The organism is Psychrobacter sp. 4Dc (assembly GCF_002836715.1).
Taxonomy (GTDB): domain Bacteria; phylum Pseudomonadota; class Gammaproteobacteria; order Pseudomonadales; family Moraxellaceae; genus Psychrobacter.
Map to the genome: position 1 here is coordinate 1 of NZ_PJAT01000081.1, position 25,190 is coordinate 25,190.

General features: G+C 43.1%; 17 protein-coding genes and 1 CRISPR repeat array. Of the genes, 15 read left to right on the top strand and 2 right to left on the bottom strand.

All coding sequences use genetic code 11. The annotated features are described in order from the left end of the window. Positions 1-7: 7 nt before the first annotated feature. The 6 genes from cas5c to cas2 all read left to right on the top strand — a co-directional run bounded on the left by cas5c (position 8) and on the right by cas2 (position 6,212). Positions 8-748: a type I-C CRISPR-associated protein Cas5c gene (cas5c, locus tag CXF61_RS04870; RefSeq protein WP_165597396.1), complete on the top strand. Its 741-nt coding sequence runs from the start codon at positions 8-10 to the stop codon at positions 746-748. Continuing rightward, positions 745-2,895: a type I-C CRISPR-associated protein Cas8c/Csd1 gene (gene cas8c, locus CXF61_RS04875; protein WP_165597373.1), complete on the top strand. Its 2,151-nt coding sequence runs from the start codon at positions 745-747 to the stop codon at positions 2,893-2,895. The genes cas5c and cas8c overlap by 4 nt, the downstream gene beginning before the upstream one ends. 48 nt (positions 2,896-2,943) lie before the next feature. Next, entirely contained in the window at positions 2,944-3,840 is an 897-nt protein-coding gene (gene cas7c / locus CXF61_RS04880; protein WP_165597374.1) for a type I-C CRISPR-associated protein Cas7/Csd2, read from the top strand. 83 nt (positions 3,841-3,923) lie between these two features. Continuing rightward, positions 3,924-4,559, top strand: coding sequence for a CRISPR-associated protein Cas4 (cas4, locus tag CXF61_RS04885; RefSeq protein ID WP_165597375.1), 636 nt, complete (start codon positions 3,924-3,926; stop codon positions 4,557-4,559). 295 nt (positions 4,560-4,854) lie between these two features. Next, complete coding sequence (gene cas1c / locus CXF61_RS04890; protein WP_165597376.1) at positions 4,855-5,886, top strand: type I-C CRISPR-associated endonuclease Cas1c; 1,032 nt, start codon at positions 4,855-4,857, stop codon at positions 5,884-5,886. Positions 5,887-5,921: 35 nt separating this feature from the next. After that, positions 5,922-6,212, top strand: coding sequence for a CRISPR-associated endonuclease Cas2 (gene cas2 / locus CXF61_RS04895; RefSeq protein WP_165597377.1), 291 nt, complete (start codon positions 5,922-5,924; stop codon positions 6,210-6,212). A gap of 247 nt (positions 6,213-6,459) precedes the next feature. Then, positions 6,460-11,852: direct repeats of the CRISPR family, unit length 32 nt; unit sequence TTCGCGTCCATCACGGGCGCGTGGATTGAAAC. Positions 11,853-11,939: 87 nt separating this feature from the next. Here cas2 and CXF61_RS04900 read toward each other — a convergent pair. Further along, the gene (locus tag CXF61_RS04900; RefSeq protein ID WP_165597378.1) at positions 11,940-12,848 is read right to left on the bottom strand and encodes a competence protein CoiA family protein; all 909 of its coding nucleotides are present in this window, start codon (positions 12,846-12,848) and stop codon (positions 11,940-11,942) included. Positions 12,849-13,036: 188 nt separating this feature from the next. Between CXF61_RS04900 and CXF61_RS04905 the strand changes: the two genes are divergently transcribed. From CXF61_RS04905 to CXF61_RS04930, 6 genes are all read left to right on the top strand, one after another. Beyond that, entirely contained in the window at positions 13,037-13,645 is a 609-nt protein-coding gene (locus tag CXF61_RS04905) for a hypothetical protein (RefSeq protein ID WP_165597379.1), read from the top strand. A 32-nt stretch (positions 13,646-13,677) separates the two neighbouring features. Beyond that, complete coding sequence (locus CXF61_RS04910; RefSeq protein ID WP_165597380.1) at positions 13,678-14,892, top strand: IS256 family transposase; 1,215 nt, start codon at positions 13,678-13,680, stop codon at positions 14,890-14,892. Continuing rightward, positions 14,893-15,390 carry a hypothetical protein gene (locus CXF61_RS04915; protein ID WP_165597381.1) on the top strand — a complete coding sequence of 166 codons (498 nt, stop codon included), beginning with the start codon at positions 14,893-14,895 and terminating at the stop codon, positions 15,388-15,390. It begins immediately after the preceding gene. Positions 15,391-15,764: 374 nt separating this feature from the next. After that, positions 15,765-16,283: a hypothetical protein gene (locus CXF61_RS04920; protein ID WP_165597382.1), complete on the top strand. Its 519-nt coding sequence runs from the start codon at positions 15,765-15,767 to the stop codon at positions 16,281-16,283. Continuing rightward, positions 16,280-18,802: a site-specific integrase gene (locus tag CXF61_RS04925; protein ID WP_165597383.1), complete on the top strand. Its 2,523-nt coding sequence runs from the start codon at positions 16,280-16,282 to the stop codon at positions 18,800-18,802. The genes CXF61_RS04920 and CXF61_RS04925 overlap by 4 nt, the downstream gene beginning before the upstream one ends. Next, positions 18,789-22,136: a tyrosine-type recombinase/integrase gene (locus CXF61_RS04930; RefSeq protein ID WP_165597384.1), complete on the top strand. Its 3,348-nt coding sequence runs from the start codon at positions 18,789-18,791 to the stop codon at positions 22,134-22,136. The genes CXF61_RS04925 and CXF61_RS04930 overlap by 14 nt, the downstream gene beginning before the upstream one ends. A gap of 35 nt (positions 22,137-22,171) precedes the next feature. Here CXF61_RS04930 and CXF61_RS04935 read toward each other — a convergent pair whose 3' ends face one another. Next, on the bottom strand, positions 22,172-22,822 hold the full coding sequence (locus tag CXF61_RS04935) for an XRE family transcriptional regulator (RefSeq protein WP_165597385.1): 651 nt from the start codon (positions 22,820-22,822) through the stop codon (positions 22,172-22,174). Positions 22,823-22,966: 144 nt separating this feature from the next. Here CXF61_RS04935 and CXF61_RS04940 point away from each other — a divergent pair, with 144 nt between their 5' ends. The 3 genes from CXF61_RS04940 to CXF61_RS04950 are packed head-to-tail and all read left to right on the top strand — an operon-like array spanning position 22,967 to position 24,756. After that, positions 22,967-23,314: a hypothetical protein gene (locus tag CXF61_RS04940; RefSeq protein ID WP_165597386.1), complete on the top strand. Its 348-nt coding sequence runs from the start codon at positions 22,967-22,969 to the stop codon at positions 23,312-23,314. Then, positions 23,307-24,200 carry a DUF1376 domain-containing protein gene (locus CXF61_RS04945; protein ID WP_165597387.1) on the top strand — a complete coding sequence of 298 codons (894 nt, stop codon included), beginning with the start codon at positions 23,307-23,309 and terminating at the stop codon, positions 24,198-24,200. Before CXF61_RS04940 ends, CXF61_RS04945 begins: the two co-directional genes overlap by 8 nt. After that, positions 24,175-24,756: a hypothetical protein gene (locus CXF61_RS04950; protein WP_165597388.1), complete on the top strand. Its 582-nt coding sequence runs from the start codon at positions 24,175-24,177 to the stop codon at positions 24,754-24,756. The genes CXF61_RS04945 and CXF61_RS04950 overlap by 26 nt, the downstream gene beginning before the upstream one ends. Positions 24,757-25,190: the final 434 nt, after the last annotated feature.

The window sequence follows — 25,190 nt, forward strand, 5'->3', positions numbered from 1 at the left end:
GTATATTATGGATAAACCAAAAAACTCAATCGAATTTTTACTCACCGGACGGCACGCCTTATTCACCGATCCTATCACTCGCATTGGTGGTGAAAAGACCAGCTACCACTTGCCTACTTATGAAGCCTTAAAAGGCGTCTGTAAAAGCATTTACTGGAAGCCTAGTATCATTTGGTATATCGATAAAGTACGGGTGATAAACCCGATTCGTACACAAACCAAAGGTATGAAGCCGATTAGATATCATAAAGACGGCAATGATTTGGCTTATTACACTTATCTTCATGACGTAGCTTATCAAGTACAAGCACATTTTGAATGGAATATGTACCGTCCAGAGCTTGAAGCGGATCGCATAGATGGCAAGCATTATAGTATTGCCAAGCGTATGGTCGATAAAGGCGGTCGGCAAGATATATTTTTAGGCGCGAGAGAATGTCAAGGCTATGTCGAACCTTGCGTGTTTGGTAGTGGTACAGGCGCTTATGATGATACTGATGAGCTGGGATACGGGCTGATGTTTCATAGTTTTGCTTATCCTGATGAGACTGGCATAGATGAATTGCACAGTCGCTTTTGGCACGCTGTGATGCGTTTTGGGGTTATAGAGTTCCCTAAGCCCACTGATGACTTGCAAGCTGACAGTAATAACAGTATGCCCAATCGATTTGTCCGCGCTATGAGCGCTAAGACCTTTACGCTTGATGAGAATATTGAGTCTGTCACCAGTACGGAGGAGTCGCTATGAGCTGGTTGCAACGACTATATCAAACCTATGAGCTGGCTAGCCAGAACGAAGAGATTCAAGCGCAAGAAAGCAGCTTAATGCCTTATTATCATGTCAATCAAAACGTGCAAATTATTGTTACTATCAACGATAAAGGCGACTTCGTTAATGTTGAGGTATGCCGAGACGGCAACGGTAAGGTTAAATCAAGCTACTTAGTTATTCCAGCGACCAATGATTCTGCTAACCGTACTTCGGGTGCTGTAGCGCACCCACTATCCGATAAGTTGCAATATGTTGGTAAAGACTTTCATGAGTATAGCGATGGCAGTAAAAAGGATTTATATCCTTTGTACGAGCAAGAGCTATCTACTTGGTGTCAGTCAGAATACGCTCATCCAAAAGCACAAGCTGTTCTCAATTATGTACAAAAGGGCACGCTAGTCCAAGATTTATTAGAGGCGAATGTTTTGATTGCTGACCCTGATGATACCAGCAAACTTGCCTACCCTGAACAAGCTAGCGATTATCCTGATAGCCTTTTGTCATCGTTGAATAAAAACAAAGGAGTCTTCGACCAAGGCGCAGCGTTTATTGCTTGGCGCGTCACTGCTACAGAACTGGGCAAACAAGCTGAACACGGTGTGCCTGAAACATGGCGAGATGAGAGCTTGTTTGAGTCATGGCAGCAGTTTTATGCCACCCTTGATAGCACTGATGGCTTTTGTTATATCACTGGTAAAGACAGTCCGCTGGCAAGCAAACATCCCAATCGCATCCTGCGTAGTGCCACCAATGCCAAGCTTATCTCTGCCAATGATTTAGACAGTTTTACCTTTTTGGGTCGCTTTACTGATAATAAAAAGTCTATTGAAGCGCATGGGCTACAAGGGGCGAATATCAGTGCCGTAGTCACTGAAAAAGCTCATGCTGCGCTATCATGGCTATTGTCTCGCCAAGGGCGCGAAGATGCCGGTCAAGCGGTCGTTGCTTGGGCAATCTCGGGTAAAGAAACCCCGCAGCCCACTCAAGAGATTGATGAAGATGAGCCTTTCAATGTTGAAGAAGTCGTTGAGTCAGCGGACTTAGAGGAAGAGGAAACCAATTCTTTTGCGATGTCTGAAGATGAAGAGTTTGATGAAATAGACGATGAATCGGAATATAGCGAAATAGATGAAACCACAGTAAATGAAAAGCCATCTAATAACCTTACTCATAGTAATAATCTAGGTCAGACCTTTGCTACGCACCTTAATAATACTATGCAAGGCTATCGTCAACAGCTCGATGCTCATGACCAAATCTCAATTATAACTTTAGATGCCGCTACCCCTGGGCGTATGGCGGTTACCTATTATCATGAAACCATGCCAAACGATTATATTGATGCCTTAGCGTGCTGGTATCAGCAGTTTTCTTGGTATGCCACTTATAAAGATAGCGATACCAATGAGCGTAAGCTGACTATCAAAGCGCCAATACCTAAGCTGATAGCACAAGTGGCTTATGGCTCTCGCCTATCAGATGCGCTTAAAAAGCAAGTCGTCTCGCAAGTATTACCTTGTATCGTGGAGGGAGAAGCAAGGCGATTCCCTTGGCAACTGGTAGATTTATGTATTAAACGTGCCTGTAATCCATTGGCATTAGAACATTGGGAATGGGAGCAAGCATTAGGTGTCGCCTGTGCTTTATACCGTGGATATCATTTGCGTCAATCAGACCATAAAAAAAGGAGCTATACCGTGGCATTACAAACAGACTATAACAGCCGAGATTATTTATATGGTCGCCTGTTAGCGGTTGCCGAAGATATTGAGAGCTTGGCGTTATATATCGCTGGCGAAAAGCGCAATACAACAGCACAGCGTTATATGCAGCAGTTTGCCAATCGACCCTTTACCACATGGCGCAATATTGAGCTGGCTCTCAAACCTTATGAGAACCGTCTAAAATCAAATCGTGCAGGTTATCTAGCCAATATGCAGGACTTACTCGACCAAATTATGAATCGCTTTGACGTTGAAGACTTCAATAACGATTCCGCCTTGTCAGGTGAGTTTTTGCTTGGTTATCACAGTCAAAAAATGCAAATAAAACTTGATAAACAGCAAGCAAAAAAGGCTCGTGAAGACAAGAAGCATTTAGAAGAGATTAACAAAACTGCTTAATTCAAACTTTTGAATATCTGCATTTAAAATTTAATAAAAGGATAAATCATGACCGCCTCTATTCAAACCCCGATCAGTACAAAAATTGACTTCGCCCTAATCATTGGGGTGCATAATGCCAATCCAAATGGTGATCCGCTAAATGGTAACCGTCCTCGCACTGACTTTGCAGGTAACGGTGAAATCACTGATGTTTGCTTAAAGCGTAAAATTCGTGACCGTCTGCAAGAGTCTGATGAGAATATCTTTGTACAGTCAGATGAGAAAAAAACTGATGGTATGACCAGTCTAAAAAACCGCGCTTATGATGAAGAAGTAGGCTTAGGTAAGAATGCGTTTGAAGCCAATAAAAAAGAAAATATCGAAGCCAAGCGCGATGAAACCGCGCAAAAAGCCTGTGATAAATGGTTCGATGTACGTGCTTTTGGTCAAGTATTCGCCTTTAAAGCAGATACTAAAGGCGCGGATGGCGTGTCTATTCCTATCCGAGGACCTGTCACTATCCAGTCAGCCTTTAGCTTGCAACCTGTGGACATTACTAGTACTCAAATTACTAAGAGTGTCAGCGGTGAGGGTGACGGCACGAAAAAAGGTAGTGATACTATGGGTATGAAGCACCGCGTTGATGAAGGTATTTATGTCACTTATGGTGCGATTACCCCGCAGTTAGCTGAGCGTACTGGCTTTAGTGATGAAGACGCTGAAAAGATAAAACAAATTTTACCCAAACTGTTTGAAGGCGACGCGTCATCAGCTCGTCCTGAAGGCAGTATGCAAGTCAAAAAGGTGATTTGGTGGCAGCATAACAGTAAGTCAGGTCAATATTCGTCTGCTAAAGTTCATCGTAGTTTAAAAGAGTTACTTGATGATAAAGGTGAGTTTGATGAAGACGTATTAAAGTCAGCGTTAGAAGGATTGGAGCCCGAAACTATTGAAGGATTTTAAGTTATTCTTAACTTTTGACACTTGGGCAAACTTTAATAAATAAGGTTTGCTTAAAATTTATACTTAATTCAGAGCCAGAAATCATGCAAATCCTCTACCTATCACGCTTGCAACACTATCTATTCTGCCCACGTCAGTTTGCGCTGATAGAGCTTGAGTGCGCGTGGGAAGAGAATATCTTTACCGCTGAAGGTCAGGTCATGCATGAAAAGGTTAACTCTGGTGGTCACGATACGCGCGGTAATATAAAGACCGTGCGTACCTTGCGATTAGGGCATGAGGCATTGGGACTAGAAGGTGTTGCTGATGTCGTCGAATATCATACCGATGATGATGGTCAGAAAACGCCCTTCCCGATTGAATACAAACGCGGTAAGCCCAAATCACACCGTGCTGATGAGGTGCAGCTATGCGCCCAAGCGTTGTGCTTGGAGGACATGCACGACTGTACTGTTCCTAAAGGCGCATTATTTTATGGTAAAACCCGTCGACGTCATGCGGTGACTTTCGATGATGAGCTACGGCAAATTACCTTAGACGCTATCAATGACTGTCGGCAAATTGTAGATAGTGGGCAAACGCCTAAACCAACCTATAGCACCAGTAAGTGTCGCAACTGTTCGCTTAAAGATATATGTCATCCAAAGATTTTTAATAAAAACGCTAAGGCTTGGTTAAGCAAAAGAATAGCGACCAGTTTAGAGGAAACGAATCACTGATTTATTGACGTATTATTATTGGCATACAGATATTAATCCTCTTTTTGAGGCTGCGCATCATTCTTAGGCTGTTGCGGACTTAATTGCTTGCCTTTATTACCTTGCGCTTGATCATAAGCTTTGTTAGTACCATCAGTGCCTTTATTAGGGTTTTACATATCAGCTTCGTTGTTGGAGGTGCTCATATTTTTTCCTTGATAATAGTTGAGGATTAGCTGATTTAACGTAGCACAATATAGAATCACATTCAAAATAAAACAGAATCAAATGCTTAAAACAATGATTAGGAAAACCTATGCGCCCTTTAAAGAACACCTTATTCGTCCAAACCCAAGGCGCATGGCTCAATAAGCAGGGCGAGAACGTGGTTATGAATATCGACTACGAGGTCAAGGGTCGCGTACCTATTCATAAACTGGACGCAATTGTCTGCTTTGGGCAGGTGTCGATATCACCAGCATTAATGGCTCATTGTACCGATAACGCTATTACTATTACCCATCTCAATCGTTATGGTAAGTTTCAAGCGCGTATTGAAGGCGCAGTCAGTGGCAATGTGCTGTTGCGCCGGGAGCAGTATCGTATCAGTGATGACCCTGAGCGAGTGCAGCCCATCTGTCACAGCGTCATCTTAGGTAAAGTGCATAATCAGCGCCAAGTTATTCGTCGCTACTTGCGAGATTATAAAAATCAGCTAGATGAGGCAACTATTAGTAAATTAGAATCAGCTCAAAAGCGTTTAGAGCATGGTCTAAATAAAATTCTAGCAACTCAAAATCTGCCTGATCTATTAGGTCGGGAAGGTGAGATGGCGAGCACTTATTTTAGTGTGTTTCCACATTTTATTCGCAACCCTGACTTTAGCTTTCCTAAACGCACTCGCAATCCGCCCACTGACGCGGTCAATGCCCTACTCTCTTTTACTTATACCTTGATGACTCATGATTGCCGTAGTGCGCTTGAGACCGTAGGACTCGATCCTGCTTGCGGGGTATTTCATCAGTTGCGCCCCGGACGCCCTTCTCTTGCACTAGATTTAGTTGAGGAGTTTCGTCCTATGGCTGACAGATTTGTATTGTCTTTAATTAATAAAAAGCAGTTAAGTAAGTCTGACTTTAAACAAGAAGCAAGTGGCGCTGTTTGGCTTAAGGATGATGCACGGCAAACCTTTTTTAAGGCATGGCATGACCGTAAACAGCAGACTATATATCATGAGTGGTTTGAAGAGACCGTACCGTTTGGTTTGCTCCCCCATTTACAGGCAACAATTATGGCGCGTCATATTCGAGGTGATATTGATGCTTATATTCCGTTCCTATGGAAGTAAGTCGCTTAAATAAGCAATAAAAAAAGGGTTCTATTATGATGGTATTGGTCACTTATGATATCAGTTCAGAGGGCACATCAAGTGCCAAACGTCTACGCCATATTGCCAAGCATTGTTTGAACTATGGGCAACGGGTACAATATTCAGTATTTGAAATCGAGGTCAATCCAGCTGAGTGGACGCGGCTTCGAGCCAAGCTTGAAGATATTATCGATCATAGCGTTGATAGTTTGCGCTATTATTATCTTGGTAAAAACTGGCAAAATAAAGTGGAACATATTGGGGCAAAACCTGTGCTAGACTTAAACGATGTATTGCTGTTTTAGTCGGCATAATAAGCGGCAAATTTAGTATTTGACTGTAAAAAGGTCAGTGCGAACCTATAGCATACATAAAATCTCTAGGAGACTCGCAATAGTCTCGCCATACTATTTAACAGATTGATTTTAATGACTTTATTTTATCACGATAAAACTTTGGTAAGCGAGATGCTTGCCAAATTCGCCTACAGTTTAGACGTTCGCAAATTCCGAGGTTTTTTCTTAACCTTATTAGCGACTTAGACTAGGGGCTTTCGCGTCCATCACGGGCGCGTGGATTGAAACTGTGGTCTAAATTCAACGGTAAAGCGGTTCTTAGTTCGCGTCCATCACGGGCGCGTGGATTGAAACTTTTATTTGATCTAGGTCGTTTGCGTACAACTGTTCGCGTCCATCACGGGCGCGTGGATTGAAACCAGTCACCACGTATCAGGCGCACATTACCTGCTTCGCGTCCATCACGGGCGCGTGGATTGAAACACTAATAGCACAAACAGCCGTTTTTTTATCAATTCGCGTCCATCACGGGCGCGTGGATTGAAACACTATTAATACGGTTTTTGCGCCCATGATAATTAGTTCGCGTCCATCACGGGCGCGTGGATTGAAACATCGAAGCTGTAGAGATGGCGCAAGACGCACTGTTCGCGTCCATCACGGGCGCGTGGATTGAAACATGTCATCAAACATCAATGACCATGTGGACGCTTCGCGTCCATCACGGGCGCGTGGATTGAAACTGCAATAGCGCGTTCTCAGCCTGTTGGTACTGTGTTCGCGTCCATCACGGGCGCGTGGATTGAAACAGACAGAATTGAACGACCCGACACAGGTAAATCCTTCGCGTCCATCACGGGCGCGTGGATTGAAACTTTTGTGCAATGGTTAAAGAGGACATGGCATGATTCGCGTCCATCACGGGCGCGTGGATTGAAACTTGAGGCTAAAGAACAAGATATGCACCAACACTTTCGCGTCCATCACGGGCGCGTGGATTGAAACGTCCAGTAATGCACAGTTAGGGCATCAATCAATTCGCGTCCATCACGGGCGCGTGGATTGAAACTGGACGCTGTTTTTTAATATAAGGCATTGGTTTTTCGCGTCCATCACGGGCGCGTGGATTGAAACCCAATCCATACTATCGGCAGTCTCTTTGGCAATTCGCGTCCATCACGGGCGCGTGGATTGAAACCATCCAGAGCGCAGTATTTTAATCAGCTCTATTTTCGCGTCCATCACGGGCGCGTGGATTGAAACATCGACACATACGCCACTATTAGCAGCGCATGTAGCTTCGCGTCCATCACGGGCGCGTGGATTGAAACGCTAGGTATATCGCAAACCCTGCCGCATCCCATGATTCGCGTCCATCACGGGCGCGTGGATTGAAACCAACCTCACTTTTTAATACCAGGTCATACGACTTTCGCGTCCATCACGGGCGCGTGGATTGAAACATAGGGTCTGCAAACGATGCTGCTGACCAGTTGCTTCGCGTCCATCACGGGCGCGTGGATTGAAACATTCACGGCGGTATCTAAAACAGGATGCAATAGATTCGCGTCCATCACGGGCGCGTGGATTGAAACAGGATCAGCTTTACCGCTATTGATAGTCTTAGTATTCGCGTCCATCACGGGCGCGTGGATTGAAACCCAATCCTCATAAGTGTCACCTTCGCCATCGTCATTCGCGTCCATCACGGGCGCGTGGATTGAAACGATAAATTGTCAGGACGTGATACCTTGCCAATAGCTTCGCGTCCATCACGGGCGCGTGGATTGAAACAATAACAATGGTAAGCCGTTGATTGTACCAACCTTCGCGTCCATCACGGGCGCGTGGATTGAAACAGATAATACACCCTATTAGGTGTGGCAATCGGGGTTCGCGTCCATCACGGGCGCGTGGATTGAAACCATCTAATCCTGACTACCCTATTATAGATAGTCGTTCGCGTCCATCACGGGCGCGTGGATTGAAACAAACTCAGACTTTTTATACGGATAAGGGGAACTTCGCGTCCATCACGGGCGCGTGGATTGAAACTACTTTTAAAGTAAAGCTACCCCAGTGGGAAATTCGCGTCCATCACGGGCGCGTGGATTGAAACACGATAGCTGTACCGACGACAGCAGACGTTGAGGTTTCGCGTCCATCACGGGCGCGTGGATTGAAACACTCAAAAGAGAGTCAGTTTGAGTCAGTGGTTATTCGCGTCCATCACGGGCGCGTGGATTGAAACCTATCTAGCACTTGGGATGGTGTGGCGCGTCATTCGCGTCCATCACGGGCGCGTGGATTGAAACTCGTCTGTAGTTTTGGACGCACTCAATACCACTTCGCGTCCATCACGGGCGCGTGGATTGAAACACCCCTGCTGACACGCTATTTAGCCCTGCTGTGATTCGCGTCCATCACGGGCGCGTGGATTGAAACAGTATATATATATCCCAGCTATGAAACTAACACCTTCGCGTCCATCACGGGCGCGTGGATTGAAACCAATTTGCAGGTAGTGTGGCAAGTCCGACGAATGATTCGCGTCCATCACGGGCGCGTGGATTGAAACCATTGGCGAGATGACCCACGCAAAGATGATAAGTTCGCGTCCATCACGGGCGCGTGGATTGAAACCCTTTAAAGCGTGACAGTGCGATTGAGCTGCTTTCGCGTCCATCACGGGCGCGTGGATTGAAACTTGCAACATATGAATGGCCAAGATAGATGGATTCTTCGCGTCCATCACGGGCGCGTGGATTGAAACTAAATAGAGGGTATTAATATGCAACATGAAACATTCGCGTCCATCACGGGCGCGTGGATTGAAACACCATGTTAGATTTAAACTCAGCATAAGCGGCTGTTTTCGCGTCCATCACGGGCGCGTGGATTGAAACTATAGCAATTTAGCGAAAAATCCTTATTGCAGCTTTCGCGTCCATCACGGGCGCGTGGATTGAAACATACTAACCCCTGAGCCTGCCAGCTCAGGGGTTATTCGCGTCCATCACGGGCGCGTGGATTGAAACCGCAAGCAAGAAGGCATGGACGGCATACAGTCTTCGCGTCCATCACGGGCGCGTGGATTGAAACCTGCTCGTCGGTAAATTGCTCGTCGTCACCCTCGTTCGCGTCCATCACGGGCGCGTGGATTGAAACATCAATCATCAAAGCAAGCTCTGGCACCGGTTGTTCGCGTCCATCACGGGCGCGTGGATTGAAACATCTAATGCTGAGCTAGTCTATCGCCTTGAAAATTCGCGTCCATCACGGGCGCGTGGATTGAAACATCATTGGTTGCTGGATAATCGACAAACAAGCCATTCGCGTCCATCACGGGCGCGTGGATTGAAACATCTAATGCTGAGCTAGTCTATCGCCTTGAAAATTCGCGTCCATCACGGGCGCGTGGATTGAAACAAGTTTGTGTAATCTCGGTCAAACTCTCCTTTAAGTTCGCGTCCATCACGGGCGCGTGGATTGAAACGCTATCGCTCAGTCAAACAAAATACAAGGCCGCTTCGCGTCCATCACGGGCGCGTGGATTGAAACTGTTGGGTCGTCATACGTCGTCACTACTTTATTTCGCGTCCATCACGGGCGCGTGGATTGAAACCTAAAGGTTGTAACAATAACGCGCTACGCGATGTTCGCGTCCATCACGGGCGCGTGGATTGAAACGGTTATCTGTAGAAACTGTCCTTGCCAAATCCAATTCGCGTCCATCACGGGCGCGTGGATTGAAACATATCATGAGCGCGCCAAGACTTGATGATTGATTTCGCGTCCATCACGGGCGCGTGGATTGAAACACTGCCGTCAATCGCAAACAACCCACTCAATGCTTCGCGTCCATCACGGGCGCGTGGATTGAAACATAGTGTGCAACATTACTTCCACACGTTGTGTATTCGCGTCCATCACGGGCGCGTGGATTGAAACCCTAGTGATAAGCGCATTGTTGTTATGAATGCTATTCGCGTCCATCACGGGCGCGTGGATTGAAACAAATCCATTTCACCGTTCGGCTGCTCTTTGAGCTTCGCGTCCATCACGGGCGCGTGGATTGAAACTGAATCTGCCTTGCACATAAAAACCGCAATTTATTCGCGTCCATCACGGGCGCGTGGATTGAAACTGTTACGTCAGTTTGAACGCTTGCCGCTAATATTCGCGTCCATCACGGGCGCGTGGATTGAAACGATTGTGATAGCGTTGTCACTGTTTAGATCAAAGTTCGCGTCCATCACGGGCGCGTGGATTGAAACCTCAAGCTCTATTATTGCATCATCAACCGTCCAATTCGCGTCCATCACGGGCGCGTGGATTGAAACCTGTCTGCTGTGCTGTCTTTGCACTGTAACCCGCTTTCGCGTCCATCACGGGCGCGTGGATTGAAACATTATTGGCGAGATAAGCTCGGCTATAAAGCGTGTTCGCGTCCATCACGGGCGCGTGGATTGAAACCAAGTCCAGTAAAGCGCGTATCCCATACAAAGTTCGCGTCCATCACGGGCGCGTGGATTGAAACTTACTTGGACCTGATGTCTTTTCTGCCGCTGCCAATTCGCGTCCATCACGGGCGCGTGGATTGAAACACCAACGCCTCACGAGTCGAGCGCATTTCATCTTCGCGTCCATCACGGGCGCGTGGATTGAAACTTGATATATGGCACCAAGGAAGTTTGGGATGATTCGCGTCCATCACGGGCGCGTGGATTGAAACCAATAAATAGCACTGAGAATAAAATGACTAAAGTTCGCGTCCATCACGGGCGCGTGGATTGAAACACTAACGTATGATTCGGACAGCACAATAAGACTTTCGCGTCCATCACGGGCGCGTGGATTGAAACTGATGTATCATTTATCCAAGTGCCCCATGTTCTTCGCGTCCATCACGGGCGCGTGGATTGAAACAAAAAAGCAAAGCCTGAGCCGACTATTGAGGATTTCGCGTCCATCACGGGCGCGTGGATTGAAACTAACTGCGATGGTGGCACACAAGAGCTACTTGATATTCGCGTCCATCACGGGCGCGTGGATTGAAACTTAGAACTGATGAAAGGTATAACGCAGTTAATACTTCGCGTCCATCACGGGCGCGTGGATTGAAACAGCTAAAGCCTGGCGACTGACTGCATTGCTTATTCGCGTCCATCACGGGCGCGTGGATTGAAACACCTCCCTAAAATCCGTGTGGCTGATCTCATGCTTCGCGTCCATCACGGGCGCGTGGATTGAAACTTCTAGCGATAGTCCTAACTGCTTGGCGATTGGTTCGCGTCCATCACGGGCGCGTGGATTGAAACAGCTAAAGCCTGGCGACTGACTGCATTGCTTATTCGCGTCCATCACGGGCGCGTGGATTGAAACCATTATGCAATAGCCCTCTAATCATAATTGATTTTCGCGTCCATCACGGGCGCGTGGATTGAAACATCATCCAAGCGACCCGTAACCGGCTTTGCTATTTCGCGTCCATCACGGGCGCGTGGATTGAAACATGTTGGACGCATTAGACTCAATGCCATAACACTCTTCGCGTCCATCACGGGCGCGTGGATTGAAACATGTTGGACGCATTAGACTCAATGCCATAACACTCTTCGCGTCCATCACGGGCGCGTGGATTGAAACGAAACCAGTATCCCTTATAAAAAAATGGACAGCTTCGCACCTATCACGGTTGCATGCATTGAGCTATCTACAAAACACCTATTACTCTTAAAACTTAGGCGTACTATCCATTGCTTTTAAGCGTTGTAGAACGGTATGAGCAAAAGGATTATAATACTTCCAAGCTTTAAAATTTGGCGTATATCTACCTCCGCCCTCTTTACTCCAACGTTTAAGTAAAGCAGCTATGTCTGGATTAAAGTTAACTGCTTTTACTGAAATACCGCCATCATTAAACACCCAAGTATCTACCCATACCTTATTAATAGTAAAACGGTACTTAACATAGTTTTTTTCTGGCATAGATTGCTGCTCGTTCTGATAGCTATTAATTTGTTCACTATTAATGCACGATATATCAGGTGTGCTTAGCCAATCTAGAGATGATGTTTTGGGTTCTATAGCTTCAGGGTATAACCATTTCTTATTATGCACTTGCTCTAGGATGAACTGCCTTGCTTCTTCACTAGGAATATCTATGCTTTGACTTAACAGCTCTCGTAAATCAATTTCTACTGTTTTAAAACTTAGCTGTTTGATAAAGTCTAGCTTTTCTTTGTCCACAAACGATGTTACAGCAACTTCAATAAGTAGCATATCATTGTCAATACTAGCGACCAAGTCAGGGCGAATTGGGCCAATTGCTTGTTCCTCAACCAAACGATCAAATTGCCAAGTCTTAGCTTCCATCTCATCGTTATTTGGTAACGGTGGCAGCACTATAGATTGTTCTTCCATAATGACTTGTTTGGCGAATTTGTGTAGGATACTCTCAGGACTAATATTGCAGCTTTCCTTGTTGCTAGAGTGAGCGAAATGATGCTCGTTCTTCTCTCCTTTTCTAGCGACAACAGGTTCATTGCATTCGAAGCAAAAGCAGTGACAGGCCAATCCTTTTTCAACCTGTTTAATATTGACCAATTGATCTAATTCGTTTACGGCGACATTCATTAACATGATTACTATCCTCTTAGGGTTTGCTAGGTGGTGAGGTTAGGTTAGTTTTAAGCGCTATTACTGATAACCCACTTAGCACCTACTTCACACCTCTGCTACCCCTCTATTCCACGGATAAATTAATTAATAACAATCACTTAGAAGCTTATAAATTTTTGAGTAATTTGTTAAATAAAAGAAAGGAGAGAGTGAGATCACTCAAGTTTCTGCAAATAATTATCGAGTACCAATTAAAAAGTGACGCATCAAATATAACGATTCCGGTTCCTATACTGCGCAAGACACTATATGCAAAAGTGACAGAAACTAAGCTTGAAGACGTTGATGAGAAATTAGCGCAAAAGATCAAAAAAGATGATTTACAAAATAAGCTTAGGGAAGTAATAGATGCACACGAGACAGGGAAGAAGTATTTTTCAGACTTGGGCTTATTACCTATAGTAGGTGAGACGTCGAGTGATAAGAATGAGGCCAAGCAATTTTGGATTGAATTGATAGAAACAAGTCCATCTGCAGGTACAATCCAAATCAGTGTCGATAAAACTAATAGTACTAAAACGGATAGTAGAGCCCTTAGAAATAATGATACTAAACTTTATTTAAGAGGCAATAATAATAGAAATGGTTTAGAAAAATGTAATGAGTTAGTCATTGAATATCGGCGCGAAACAAGTAAGAATGTTCAAGGTTCATACTTTTCAAAGTTGTTTTTCACAAACAATGAAATGAAGGTAAAAACAGTTAAGGGTATTGGTTTTATTATTATGTTGATGGAGCCTTTCCCAAACTTTGTGTAACTGCTTATAATCCACTAACAGGAGAATAAGCAATGACTACTCAATCTGACATTAAAAAACTGGCCGAGCAAATGGCTGGTAGCATGAACAGCTTCGATGACATCAAAGACTTTCAGAGGCAGCTCATGCAATCTTTTATCGATACTGCCTTAGAGGCTGAGATGGAAGACCATCTCGGCTACCCCAAGCATGAGAAAGCAGATAAACCAAACAAGCGCAACGGACACACTAAAAAGACCGTCCGCAGTGATACAGGCGATCTTGAGATCTCTACCCCAAGAGACCGTGATAGCAGCTTTGAGCCTGTACTCGTTAGTAAGCATCAAACCCGTATCTCAGGTCTCGATGATAAAATCATATTCCTTTACGCCAAGGGTCAAACCACCACTGAGATCGTAGAGAGCATTAAAGAGCTCTACGATGTCGACATCTCAAGCTCTCTTGTCTCAAGAGTCACCGATAACATATTAGAGGACATCACCGCTTGGCAGAACCGGCCGCTGAGCAGTGTTTATCCTATCGTCTATCTAGACTGCATCGTCGTCAAAGTACGTCAAGACAAGCAGATCATCAACAAAGCCATTTACTCAGCCCTAGGCGTTAACCTTAACGGTAAAAAAGAGCTGCTTGGTATGTGGTTATCAGAGAATGAAGGCGCTAAGTTCTGGCTAGGTGTTCTTACCGAGCTTCAAAACCGTGGGGTACAAGACATCTTAATCGCTTGTGTTGACGGTCTAAAGGGCTTCCCTGATGCCATTAACACCGTCTATCCAAAGGCACAGGTTCAGCTGTGTATCGTACACATGGTGCGCTATTCAATGAAGTTTGTACCATGGACGGATAAAAAGGCCGTAGCGGCTGATTTAAAAGCCATCTACGGTGCTGATACGCTTGAGATAGCAGAGGCTAACCTTGAACACTTTGATGAGACTTGGGGCACAGAGTACCCGCATGTGGTCAAGTCTTGGCGCAATAACTGGGAGGGCTTAACGGTGTTCTTTGAGTATCCGAAAGACATCAGAAAAGTGATTTATACCACCAATGCTATTGAGTCTTTAAACAGCGTGATTCGGACGGCAGTGAATAAGCGTAAGGTGTTCCCATCTGATCAGGCAGCATTCAAAGTGGTGTACTTAGCCACCCAGCAGGCGTCTAAAAAGTGGTCGATGCCGATCCGTAACTGGACGTCTGCTCTGAATCGTTTTATGATTATGTTTGATGACCGTATCAGTAAGCATTTAATCTAAATGGCAGTTACACAGAATCTGGGATGGTCTCTGTTGATGCTAAGCTTTTTGGCAAACATATTGTTTGCCGTTGTTTTTATTTGGCTCTTTATTGATGTTCTTACCTCTGACAGCGCCAAACCATCTTTTATTAATGTCTTGCTAATGTTCGGTTTCTTAGCTTATGCCTATTTTACATATAGGTTTGTCTATAAACCGCTGCATTCACTACCTAGTACGAGAATTGTGAAGGCTCCAGATTTTCTAATCAGTACCAATCAATTTAATGCTGAATTAGAGCTATTCAGACCAACGGACTACAATATAGCTCGTATCACTGAATACACTTCGACCTGCCCAATTTGCGACTCTAAAGTTGAACTTGATTATGGTAAACCAGATCGCAGTTATTACATGGTTGGACGTTGTCGAGGAGATCCGCATGCTCATGTATATAGCTTTGATAGAATGCTTATGAAGGGATACTTTTTAGGGCATGGGGGATATTTTGATCATTAATATTTAAAACGATAGTTATCTTCATAATCTACTAAAAACTTATCAAGACGCAATCCAAGCCACGCTCTTTGCTCTACCTTTTTATCTTGGCTTTGCCATACCTCCAGTCCATTCTTCTAAACTATGTTTTTACTGGCCAACGCACTTGCTAACTCTAGCTCATTTCTAAAGTGATTTAGATAGTTATCGTAATCTCCCACCCAATAATAATAAAAATAGGATAAGGCGTCACGAACTGTCGTGTATTTTGTGATTTTGCTATAAACCTAAGCGAAGTGACTTTTAATTGTTAGCCAGTACTCGTAAGCTATGAGTAAAGGTCAATAAATGAGGCGTATTGACCACATTGGACTATCATCTTAGTGGAGTATTTTATGAAGGCATCAAAATCATTATCAGTTGCCAAGCTGCAGACAATACCGGTACTCATATTTCAAGGCATCCTTGATCTATTTAATATTTATACCTGTCATATCAGACCGTTTATTACTGAAGCATTTAAGCTTGAGCAAAGCGCTGTATGGACTAAAACTACATTGTTCATCAAAGAAGACAAAAAATGGTTTTTAGTCAATAATTTTGAACTTTTTCACCTTATCAAAAGCCATGATGTTAATTTTAGTGTGCTAAGACAGGACGTACCTGTGAGATACATTTCAAAGAATCAGTTTGAATTTGATCTCTGTTTTTATGAGCTAATCGAGCTCATCGCTCAGCATAACAATAAGCTAGATATTAAGCTCATTTACACACATTTAAAAAATATTTTAGATAGACAGATGAACCAACAGTTATTTGGCAAAAACATCTTTGCCATTACCACATTTTGCCGACTTATCAATATCACTGAGCAGACCTATCATGCAAGGCGTTCTAAGGAAGTATCATCATGACTCAAAATAATGACACCTCTCCCAGTCAGAAACAATGGCTGTCTGCTAAGACTATTAATTACTTAAAAAGTGATGAAAGATTTGTTTACCCAGAAGCAGTGGTAGAGGCTATCTCCACCATCGTTATTGCAGTGCATGAAGATTATGAGCGCGCTGATAACTCTATTGAATACTTATTAGAGACGATTGTGCCACTACTACAAAATGAGCCAGTTGCCGATCAATATATGCAGATTAATCGGACGGATTTGGCACAGAAACCGCTAATTTTTCAATTGCTTATTTTAATGCAAGATATTGTCAGTCGTCAGCGGCTCGATCACTCATCGCGGCTGTTTTGGCTGGCCATAGCAATGCACACTGCCGCGCTGCTCATGGTGCCCGATAGAAAAACCGATACCAAAAATATACTTATGCAATTTAAGATGGCACAGTTTTCATCGACTCCTAGGCGTGTCTGGCTGTGGCAGGCTCTTTCTGATATCGAACATATTGACATGAGCTTCGAGTATATATTATCAGTATTTAATAGCCTATTAGAGCAACAAAAAAGTGCACTTGAATTGCTAAATAATAAACAAGCTACTCATACCGAAGAAAAGAAAGTAGCAAAAGATAAATCTGATGAAAATGCCAAACTTAAAGAGAAAATAAAAAAGTATAAGTCTGATGCAAAAGCAAAACTGAGCCAAATAGAGAAAATAACGACCGCCTATCAACATGCGCACGCATTACAGAAGTCAAAACCTAAGCGTAAGAAGCCACCTAAGAATATTAAAATTAAAGCTATCAACTTAGCAGACAATACATCGACATTTCCCTTAGACTCTACTGCAACGAGCCATAACTGGAATACTACGCCCAGTAATGATGAATGGGGTAGCACACGTGATGATATAGAACACAGTGCTACCACCGTAGATCTCGCATTTTTAGACCCTAATACCGAAACCTATGAAGGGTTAACTACCAGCTTTGAAGAGCGCATTGACCACTTTGAGGCGCCCTACTTTAGCTATGGTGAATATCCAGACCCATTCATCAAAAAGTCCATACCGCTACAAACTATCGACTTATCGCTACAGCAAAACTATATGTCTCAGCGCGATCTTGCGCTCAACTCCAACACGCGATTACTCTCCCTTGCCGGCTACCAAGCACTATTTGCTGCGCTAAACCAAGATGCAAGCACATTACCGGAATCAGAGACTCATAAAACTTGTGCGGGTATTTTACTGTTATCTGTGATTACCGGACTGCCAGTTAAGTCCTTACTGATACCCGGCTATATTGGTCATCCTGGTATTTTTAGCCTTAATGATAAAAGAGTTTACATCAAACACAGCCTTGGTATTACCGAAAGGTCCACCAGCCCAACACTGGGAGAAGAGAATTATGAAAACCATTCCGATACTATCAAAATCCCACTGCCATTGTGGCTAATAGATAGTCTGCTTGCTTGCGAGTTGCCTGTAAAGGAAGATTTTACCTCATATCTTGCCAACCTACGTAACCATCTTGGACTGCCCTATCTGTCCGTCAATCGTGTAGAGACCGCACTACATGTCGTGCTCTCTCGTTATACGCCTGATTGTCATGCGCACATTGCCGATATCATTTGCCGCACGCCAGCGCCACATGCTCCAGCGATGTACTACAGCAGCCACACCAGTGAGATGATCATTGCTCACTATAAATCAGCGCTAAGCGTATTTAGCAGCTTAAGTAGTTTTGATTTAACTTATATCACTCCTTGGCATAAATATACCGTAGGCTCAGGGTTTGCGCTCAAACTTGAGAGCGTTCACGCCATCATGAAGGAGATGAGAGTCTGGGCAGACCAAAGTATAAATGAAGAGGATCACTTCAATCGAACCAGTATTTTTGTCTGGTTTGTATTCTGTCTTCTAACTGGAGTGCGACCAAATAATGGCCTTGGTAAAACGTATAATATCGATCTCGAGATGGGTTGGCTGATCATCAACGACAAGCCAGTTAAAAAAGTCAAAAGTGATCGTCTAATACCGCTATGCCCTACCCTTGTACGTTATTTAATAGACTATAGAGATTATTTAATTGACTATCAGGCTAAGCATCAAAAAAAGCATGACATCAGCGCCACCATTGACGATATCCGTTTAGGTAACGATGAGGCGTTATTGAAGCTTTTATCTGAGAGGGTTCATACCTTAAAAGACATTAAGCGCGGTGATGCTTATCATATGACCAAACACATCATTGATGCTAACCCCTATTGGACACGCCACTTTGTCCGTACTCAACTTGAAAAGCTTGGCGTTTCCTTATCGCTAATTAACACGGTTATTGGTCATGAAAAAGCTCGTCAAGAAGTGTTGGGGCGCTTCTCATCGAGTAGTAAAGCAGATATTAAGCGTGTAGCATCCGCGTTTGAGCAGATCGCTGAACAGCTAGGGCTAACCGACTTAAAAATCAACCACTACCCTAATTCAAATCATGTAGGCATAAGCCCCGCAGAGGTAGACCATGCTAATAGATAAGTTACGTTTACCAAGAATTATTGATGACTTAGCTAAGTTTGATGGTAGAAAAAAGCGCTACGTGCCTTACCCGTCCATACTCAAAGACAGTGACGCGATAAGGAAACGTGAGATACAGCTACTTGCCGATTTACAGACCAAGTGGGATTCCTTGAAAAAAGTCTATCCTGGCAATATCAAATTTATAAAGTCTTTTAATAAACATTACCGACAAGTGCTTTGGTCAAGTGATCGCACCTTTTTGGCTTTACAGAGCCCTACTAGTTATGCTGATGAATTATGGTTGCCACAGAGCCAAGTGATAGGTCAGTTTCAACGTGGCTTTAATGAGCTGCTACGACCCTTATCTAACGAAGGTTTCGATAAGTTTCAAACTATCGTTCAGGATGAGGTTGCTCAAGCCTATAAGTCAACCAAGACACTAAAACAAGCATGGCAAACAGTTAGTCAGTTTATAGATTATCAAAACCAACATTATATGCTTGCTGAGTACAGTTATCCTAAGATCATCGCGCCGCAACCCACAAAAGTTAATCCACTGATTATAAATGCAGCTTGGGTCAAAAATGGTAAGTCGCTAGTCAAAATTATTCGCGCAGTGCAGAATCACTGGAGCCAAACAACCGATTACAGCCAAGAGCAGATCTTAGGTTGGCTGGTATTCTCAGGTATTGTATACGGTGGCATCAATGAAGTGCAGATGCTTCAAGGGTGGCTTGCCTCTTTAATTAACAAGGAGTATCAGCCGTTTATCAATGAAAGAATAGTGGTCTCGCCGCGCTTCATCCAAAAGCGCTATGGTAATGAGCGTGAAGAGAGTAGTGACGAGCTTTATAACACCAAACAAATCGTTGTGAATGTGGTCAGTCAATGCTGGCTGATGCGTTACCATCAAAAGAGCAGTCAAGAAGAGATAAAACATACGCTTGCCAATCTTTCTAAAGATAAGATTGGGCAATACCTGACAAGCACTCTATCGGAGGTGACCGAGCCTTTAAATATTAAACCACCACCCTTATCACGATTTTTATATTACGCCAGTTATTATTGGGAGATGCTAGATGGCGCTGATATTGATAATGCCTCGGTAGGAGTCATGCGAGGCATACACAACACTGCCGGACTAATGACTAAAGATTTTGATCGTTTTTTGCATCAAGACTATAAGTATAAAGAAACCCCTTACGATCTAGAGCAGATTTTAACGCTATCTATCAATGCAAACCCTAATTCTAGAAAGGAAACACTAAGCAGTTCCTCTAAAAGAGCAAAAGTGAGGAAATCTGATTTAATCATAAATCTCACTAAAGATTTTAAACTGGACGAAGAGCAAAAAAAGAAAAGACCAAGCCATACGCCGCTTACTCTTATTGAAAGAATGCAAAAGCGCTGTGAACAATATACCGACATGAGCGAGACTATTTTATTACAATGGGCACTAAGTTTACTTTGCCGAGAAAAACCACCTGCTAACCAAACCGTTTTGAAATACATTAGAACCATAGGCTATGAATGGCTATACTTCACAATGGCACAGCCGCTCCATATCTGGTCAGAGGAAGAATTTGAGGTCCATTACGATGATATCTTAGAATATAAAGCAGTCGTACGCGGTAACACCGATCTTGTTTATTCTGCTTCTTTGCTTCAGCGTATACATGATTTTGCTAAGGATAAGTATGACCTGCCTCCAGTAACTATTCAACAGTCCAAAAACGGTCGGCGGGTACGTGCGGAGCTGATATCACCTCAAGCTTATCAAGCCATTATTGTGCAGATATTAGGGTCTGTAGATATATTGGAGCGGGAAATGTTCGCGCTGTTATTTATATTGGTCTATCGTACTGGCATGCGCAAAAAAGAGCTGCTGGGACTTAAGTATAACGATATCGAAGGTCTAAAAGCAGCTGCACCTTCATTGGTAATCAGACCTAATAGCTACCGCTCAACCAAAACTCAAAGCAGCATTCGCCGCGTTCCCCTATTTGCCCTTCTAAAGCCTGACGAGTTAAATCTTTTTATCAATTTTGTACAAAGTAATATCGGCAACAACTCTAATAAGTTTATTTTTACGCTATCCTCTGATCACCGTCCTATAGATGATCACGTACCGCTTCAATTACTCAAATGCATATTACAGGACATCTCGGTAGACGATAACGTTGCACAGCATACTTTTCATGGATTTAGGCATACGGCGGTGAGTAATCTATCATTGGTGCTATTGGGTCATCCAGATCTAGTAGGAGCATTAACTGATTATGATAACAGCGATGTATTACGTATCAAACAGGGCTTACTCGGTGAGCATACCGATGTACAAGATCGCTGGTACGCTTTGTCCGGCATGATGGGACATCTGTCACCGCAGCGTAGCTTTGAGTATTACAATCATTTTGCTACCCTGATGGCCACTTATGCTTTAAGCGTCTCTGATATAAAACTACCTAAACAAACACTATTTAATATTACCAAATTTACTAAACTTACTGTAAGAATGATCAATGATAACGGCGACATTAATGATAACGGTATGGTCAGTATGCCCAGTATCCGTAAGCTTTTATTTAAAAGTATTATAGAAGGCAAACGCAAGTCACCGCGATTTACAGTCGAAAACCCTGATAAGTATTTTTTATTAAACCCGGAGCCATTAGCCACTGATGAGCTGTTTGGTCGTTACGGTTTAAACCGAATACAACTATTATTACAGACCTCTGATGAAAAAACCTCCTTAAATAAAGCCGCACAGCTGGCAAATATTTCTATGCACGATGCAGAGATTTTAATAAAACGTGCAAGAGAGGTTGCCGCCATCACCACCAAACGCGGTAAGCCCCGCTTTGTAAAACCAACAGATTTAGAGACTACTGCTTTAAGTCCGCTAAGTATTCAATACCAAAGTGATCTGAGATTGCTATCACCCCTATTAAGCAACGCTTATCGGCTACGAGAAAAATCAGAGCCTGACTGGACTTGGTTCCTTGGTATATGCCGTCAGAAACTGTCTAATAGCAGAGCCTCCATATCATTTGTAAGAAAAGAGAAAAAAGAATTAGTGCGTTTTTTACGTATCGCTAAAGAACTGCTACCTTTGAAGCATTGGCTTATGAGCGGTAATAAAGCTGTACTAGAGAACACCAAAACAGATGATGATTACCAAGATATCAAGCAGCATTCTAATGACTCAGTAAACACTACCTACATTGGCATTGCTAGCCGAGATAATAGAAGTCAGATGAATGAATGGCAGTTCTCGCCGCTACTACGATTTTTTGTACACATGATGCTCATCACTGATGAAACTCTGCCTATTGTTAATAATGAGTCTTAGAAAGTTTGCTGACTATAATTATCAAGTAAAATAGATTATCTCAATTTAATTCTATGCTCTGTAGCGACCCCATGTATTTTAAACTCAGTAAACCGGCTATCAGTAGTTGGATAGTCGGGGTTGAGCGCTATCAGCTGCGTATACTCCTGCCCCCACGTTTCATCAAAGCCGCAGTCTCGCCATTTGCGTAGCATCACTTGATCGGCATCGTCGGTTGCAATCACATAGTCGCCTGGCGCGGGAGTCAAACTTGGATTGAGGAGAATCAAGTTTTTTGGCTGAAATACAGGTTGCATGCTGTCGTCTTCTATAATAATCCAATAAGCATTTCCGTCGCTTCTTTTTACTGATGGCTCAAATTCATCAGTAGTAACTTGTTCGCCCTTCAACACTTTTTCTATTTGTTCGTAATGATATATAGGGTACATACATAACTGATTTATATCTGGTGGTATAGCACATTCCTTGCTTTCAGCAACCATCTTTCCCTTACCCGTAGATAACCATTCCGCGTTCACACCTGTACATATCGCCATTTCAACCAACTTGGTTGAGCTATTGTTTCTACCGTTTTCTAAATCTGAGATGGCTCCTTGTTTTGCATCAATGGCTTTAGCCAGATCCAATTGCGTCATCCCTGCGTATTTCCGTGCTTTTTTTAGTCTCTCACCTATTGTGTCTATCATGAACTGTCTCTTTAAGATACTTTTGGGTTCATTATGGTAAAAATTAATAACGTTTTAGCGTTGTTAAAATAACGTAATAACGTTATTATGGTTGTTGTTTAATCTAGCTTTATCTATTTACAGTCAAACCATATTGGAGGTCTCATGTATCCATTATCTAAAGAACAACTTGAACAGTCACGCAGCATTCAGGCTCAAATACTGCAAAGCGCTGCAAAGCATAAACGAGGTCAGCTAGCCAAAGGCTTAGGGGTTGATACCACCACCGTCGGTCGCTGGTTAGATAGCAGTCATAAAGACAGTAGACTCATACAATTTGCCGCCATTTTGGCGATGTGCAACTTAAAAGTAGTACCTATCAATATGCGCTGCTATGACAGTCAAAAAATAGATATCTTATTTCACATTGCTAAAGACAGTTTTAACCGCTTAGAAGCCGTAGATGACTTTTTTATGACGCCAATGACTGGTCAAGGAGAACATAATGAGTAAATCAGATGATGTGGGTATTTGGCTACCCGTTTATATTGGCGATATGCTCGCCATGACAACGCGCTTTAGTACAGAGCAGGTAGGTGCTTTGTATTTACTTATGATGGATTATTGGAAGAATGGCGAGGTACCACATGATAACAAAGTCATTGCTGCAATCACTCGATTATCTACCAATAAATCTAAAACGTTTATTAAATTGCTTTTGAGTATTCAGCTCTTTGAAAGCAATGGTGAGCTATTATTCAGCTCGTATCTCGATGAGAAAAAAGAAACAGCGACCAACAATCGAAAGATGAAGTCTGAACGGGGTAAGAAGGGTTCTGACGCTCGTTGGGGCAAAAATCAAAAAAGTGATAGTGATAACATTACGGATGATCCAAGCAATGCACAAGCATCATCTAAAACATGCTTAAGCAATACTAACGATATACTTGAGCAATGCCCGTCATCATCATCTTCATCCAATAAACCTTCTCTCTCTCAGTCAAATAATAACCGTTCAAATATTGATCCTATTAAAGACTGGGCAGCACCTACACTCAATCAGACAAACACTTTACTTAAAAACGCATCGTCATCAGCACCAGTATTAGATTCAAAAGCTTATGCCAATCATGTTAAGAGTTTCAAGACGTACTACACAGAGCAAGAGCTAAAAAATAATCCCATTTTAACGGATGACAGACGATGTGATGTCCTTATCGCATGGATTAATAATGACCGTCAGTACCAATCTAAAAACAGCAAAAGCAAAGGAGAGCATTATGAATCAGCCTCAAAAACCAATCAAAAAAATGCACCTAGCAACGCATTTAACCATGCTGCCCACTACGTTGAGCAAGGCCAACAAGACGTTGATGCCTACTTCGACCGCATGGCATGATGATTATGCCCAGGAAATGCGGCAACTGACCAAAGAACTGGTGCGACTGTTTGGTGAGTGGCAGCTAAACTTTGGTAATAAAGCAAAAGCTGAGGACTACCCTACACAAAAAGCCATATTATGGGCAAAGGTCATAATGCATTTGCAGCCAACGGCCAAACAGTGGCAACAAGCTAAGCAGCGCTCTATACTTGAAGAATGGCCACCAAGCTCAGCACGTGACTTACTGGCTTTAGCAGATACCAATGGGAAAAGCTATCCAAACAGTCGCCAAGCTTATCTTGATGCGGCTCAGCGAAAGTATGTTCATGCTGTGGTTTATGAGACGGCTAGACGGGTTGGGTTTTCGGACATGAGAAGTAAAGCAGAGGCTATTACCTATCCCTGCTGGCAGCAAATATATCCAAAGGTATGTCAGGAACACAATAACGGCGCGACATTTGTATTACCTCAATCACGACAAATTGCCCATAAACACATACCTATGTCTAGTGATAGCCCTATGGCGGCAACCGTTGATACATTTTTAAGAGAGTTTGGGCGTCAAAGTATGTAATGCTATATATGAATAAGCTTCAATAAACATAACTGGCTTAGTAGTCTGTTATAAGTAGTTCCATTATAGCGGTCTATTTTGAGTAGTCTATTAATAGCTTATAAGGTATAAACATCTGGTTCCTTTGGGGTATACCCATAAAGAACCAAAAGTTAACTATATAATAAAAACGGAAAGTAATAATCCACTTTTAAACTTTCAATTCAAATCATTAGAGTGTGTTGAACATTCACAGATGAGCCTTATCACTGCCAAGGTTGAATTTCCGACAGCCTTTATTAATTAAAGGCTAGGCTTGAGATACAACAGTAAAATGATTAGGGCAAACACATGGTTTGTGTTACAATATGTTGGTAAAGTTAATGAATAGTTTCATATATGTGAATATTATGTTAATGGCTAAGATTTGGTTATTCTCAGATAAGTAGATCATT

Coding starts and splice junctions, on each gene's coding strand:
- cas5c (WP_165597396.1), top strand. CDS start 8: ATGGATAAACCAAAAAACTCAATCGAATTTTTACTCACCGGACGGCAC.
- cas8c (WP_165597373.1), top strand. CDS start 745: ATGAGCTGGTTGCAACGACTATATCAAACCTATGAGCTGGCTAGCCAG.
- cas7c (WP_165597374.1), top strand. CDS start 2,944: ATGACCGCCTCTATTCAAACCCCGATCAGTACAAAAATTGACTTCGCC.
- cas4 (WP_165597375.1), top strand. CDS start 3,924: ATGCAAATCCTCTACCTATCACGCTTGCAACACTATCTATTCTGCCCA.
- cas1c (WP_165597376.1), top strand. CDS start 4,855: ATGCGCCCTTTAAAGAACACCTTATTCGTCCAAACCCAAGGCGCATGG.
- cas2 (WP_165597377.1), top strand. CDS start 5,922: ATGATGGTATTGGTCACTTATGATATCAGTTCAGAGGGCACATCAAGT.
- CXF61_RS04900 (WP_165597378.1), bottom strand. CDS start 12,848: ATGTTAATGAATGTCGCCGTAAACGAATTAGATCAATTGGTCAATATT.
- CXF61_RS04910 (WP_165597380.1), top strand. CDS start 13,678: ATGACTACTCAATCTGACATTAAAAAACTGGCCGAGCAAATGGCTGGT.
- CXF61_RS04915 (WP_165597381.1), top strand. CDS start 14,893: ATGGCAGTTACACAGAATCTGGGATGGTCTCTGTTGATGCTAAGCTTT.
- CXF61_RS04920 (WP_165597382.1), top strand. CDS start 15,765: ATGAAGGCATCAAAATCATTATCAGTTGCCAAGCTGCAGACAATACCG.
- CXF61_RS04925 (WP_165597383.1), top strand. CDS start 16,280: ATGACTCAAAATAATGACACCTCTCCCAGTCAGAAACAATGGCTGTCT.
- CXF61_RS04930 (WP_165597384.1), top strand. CDS start 18,789: ATGCTAATAGATAAGTTACGTTTACCAAGAATTATTGATGACTTAGCT.
- CXF61_RS04935 (WP_165597385.1), bottom strand. CDS start 22,822: ATGATAGACACAATAGGTGAGAGACTAAAAAAAGCACGGAAATACGCA.
- CXF61_RS04940 (WP_165597386.1), top strand. CDS start 22,967: ATGTATCCATTATCTAAAGAACAACTTGAACAGTCACGCAGCATTCAG.
- CXF61_RS04945 (WP_165597387.1), top strand. CDS start 23,307: ATGAGTAAATCAGATGATGTGGGTATTTGGCTACCCGTTTATATTGGC.
- CXF61_RS04950 (WP_165597388.1), top strand. CDS start 24,175: ATGCCTACTTCGACCGCATGGCATGATGATTATGCCCAGGAAATGCGG.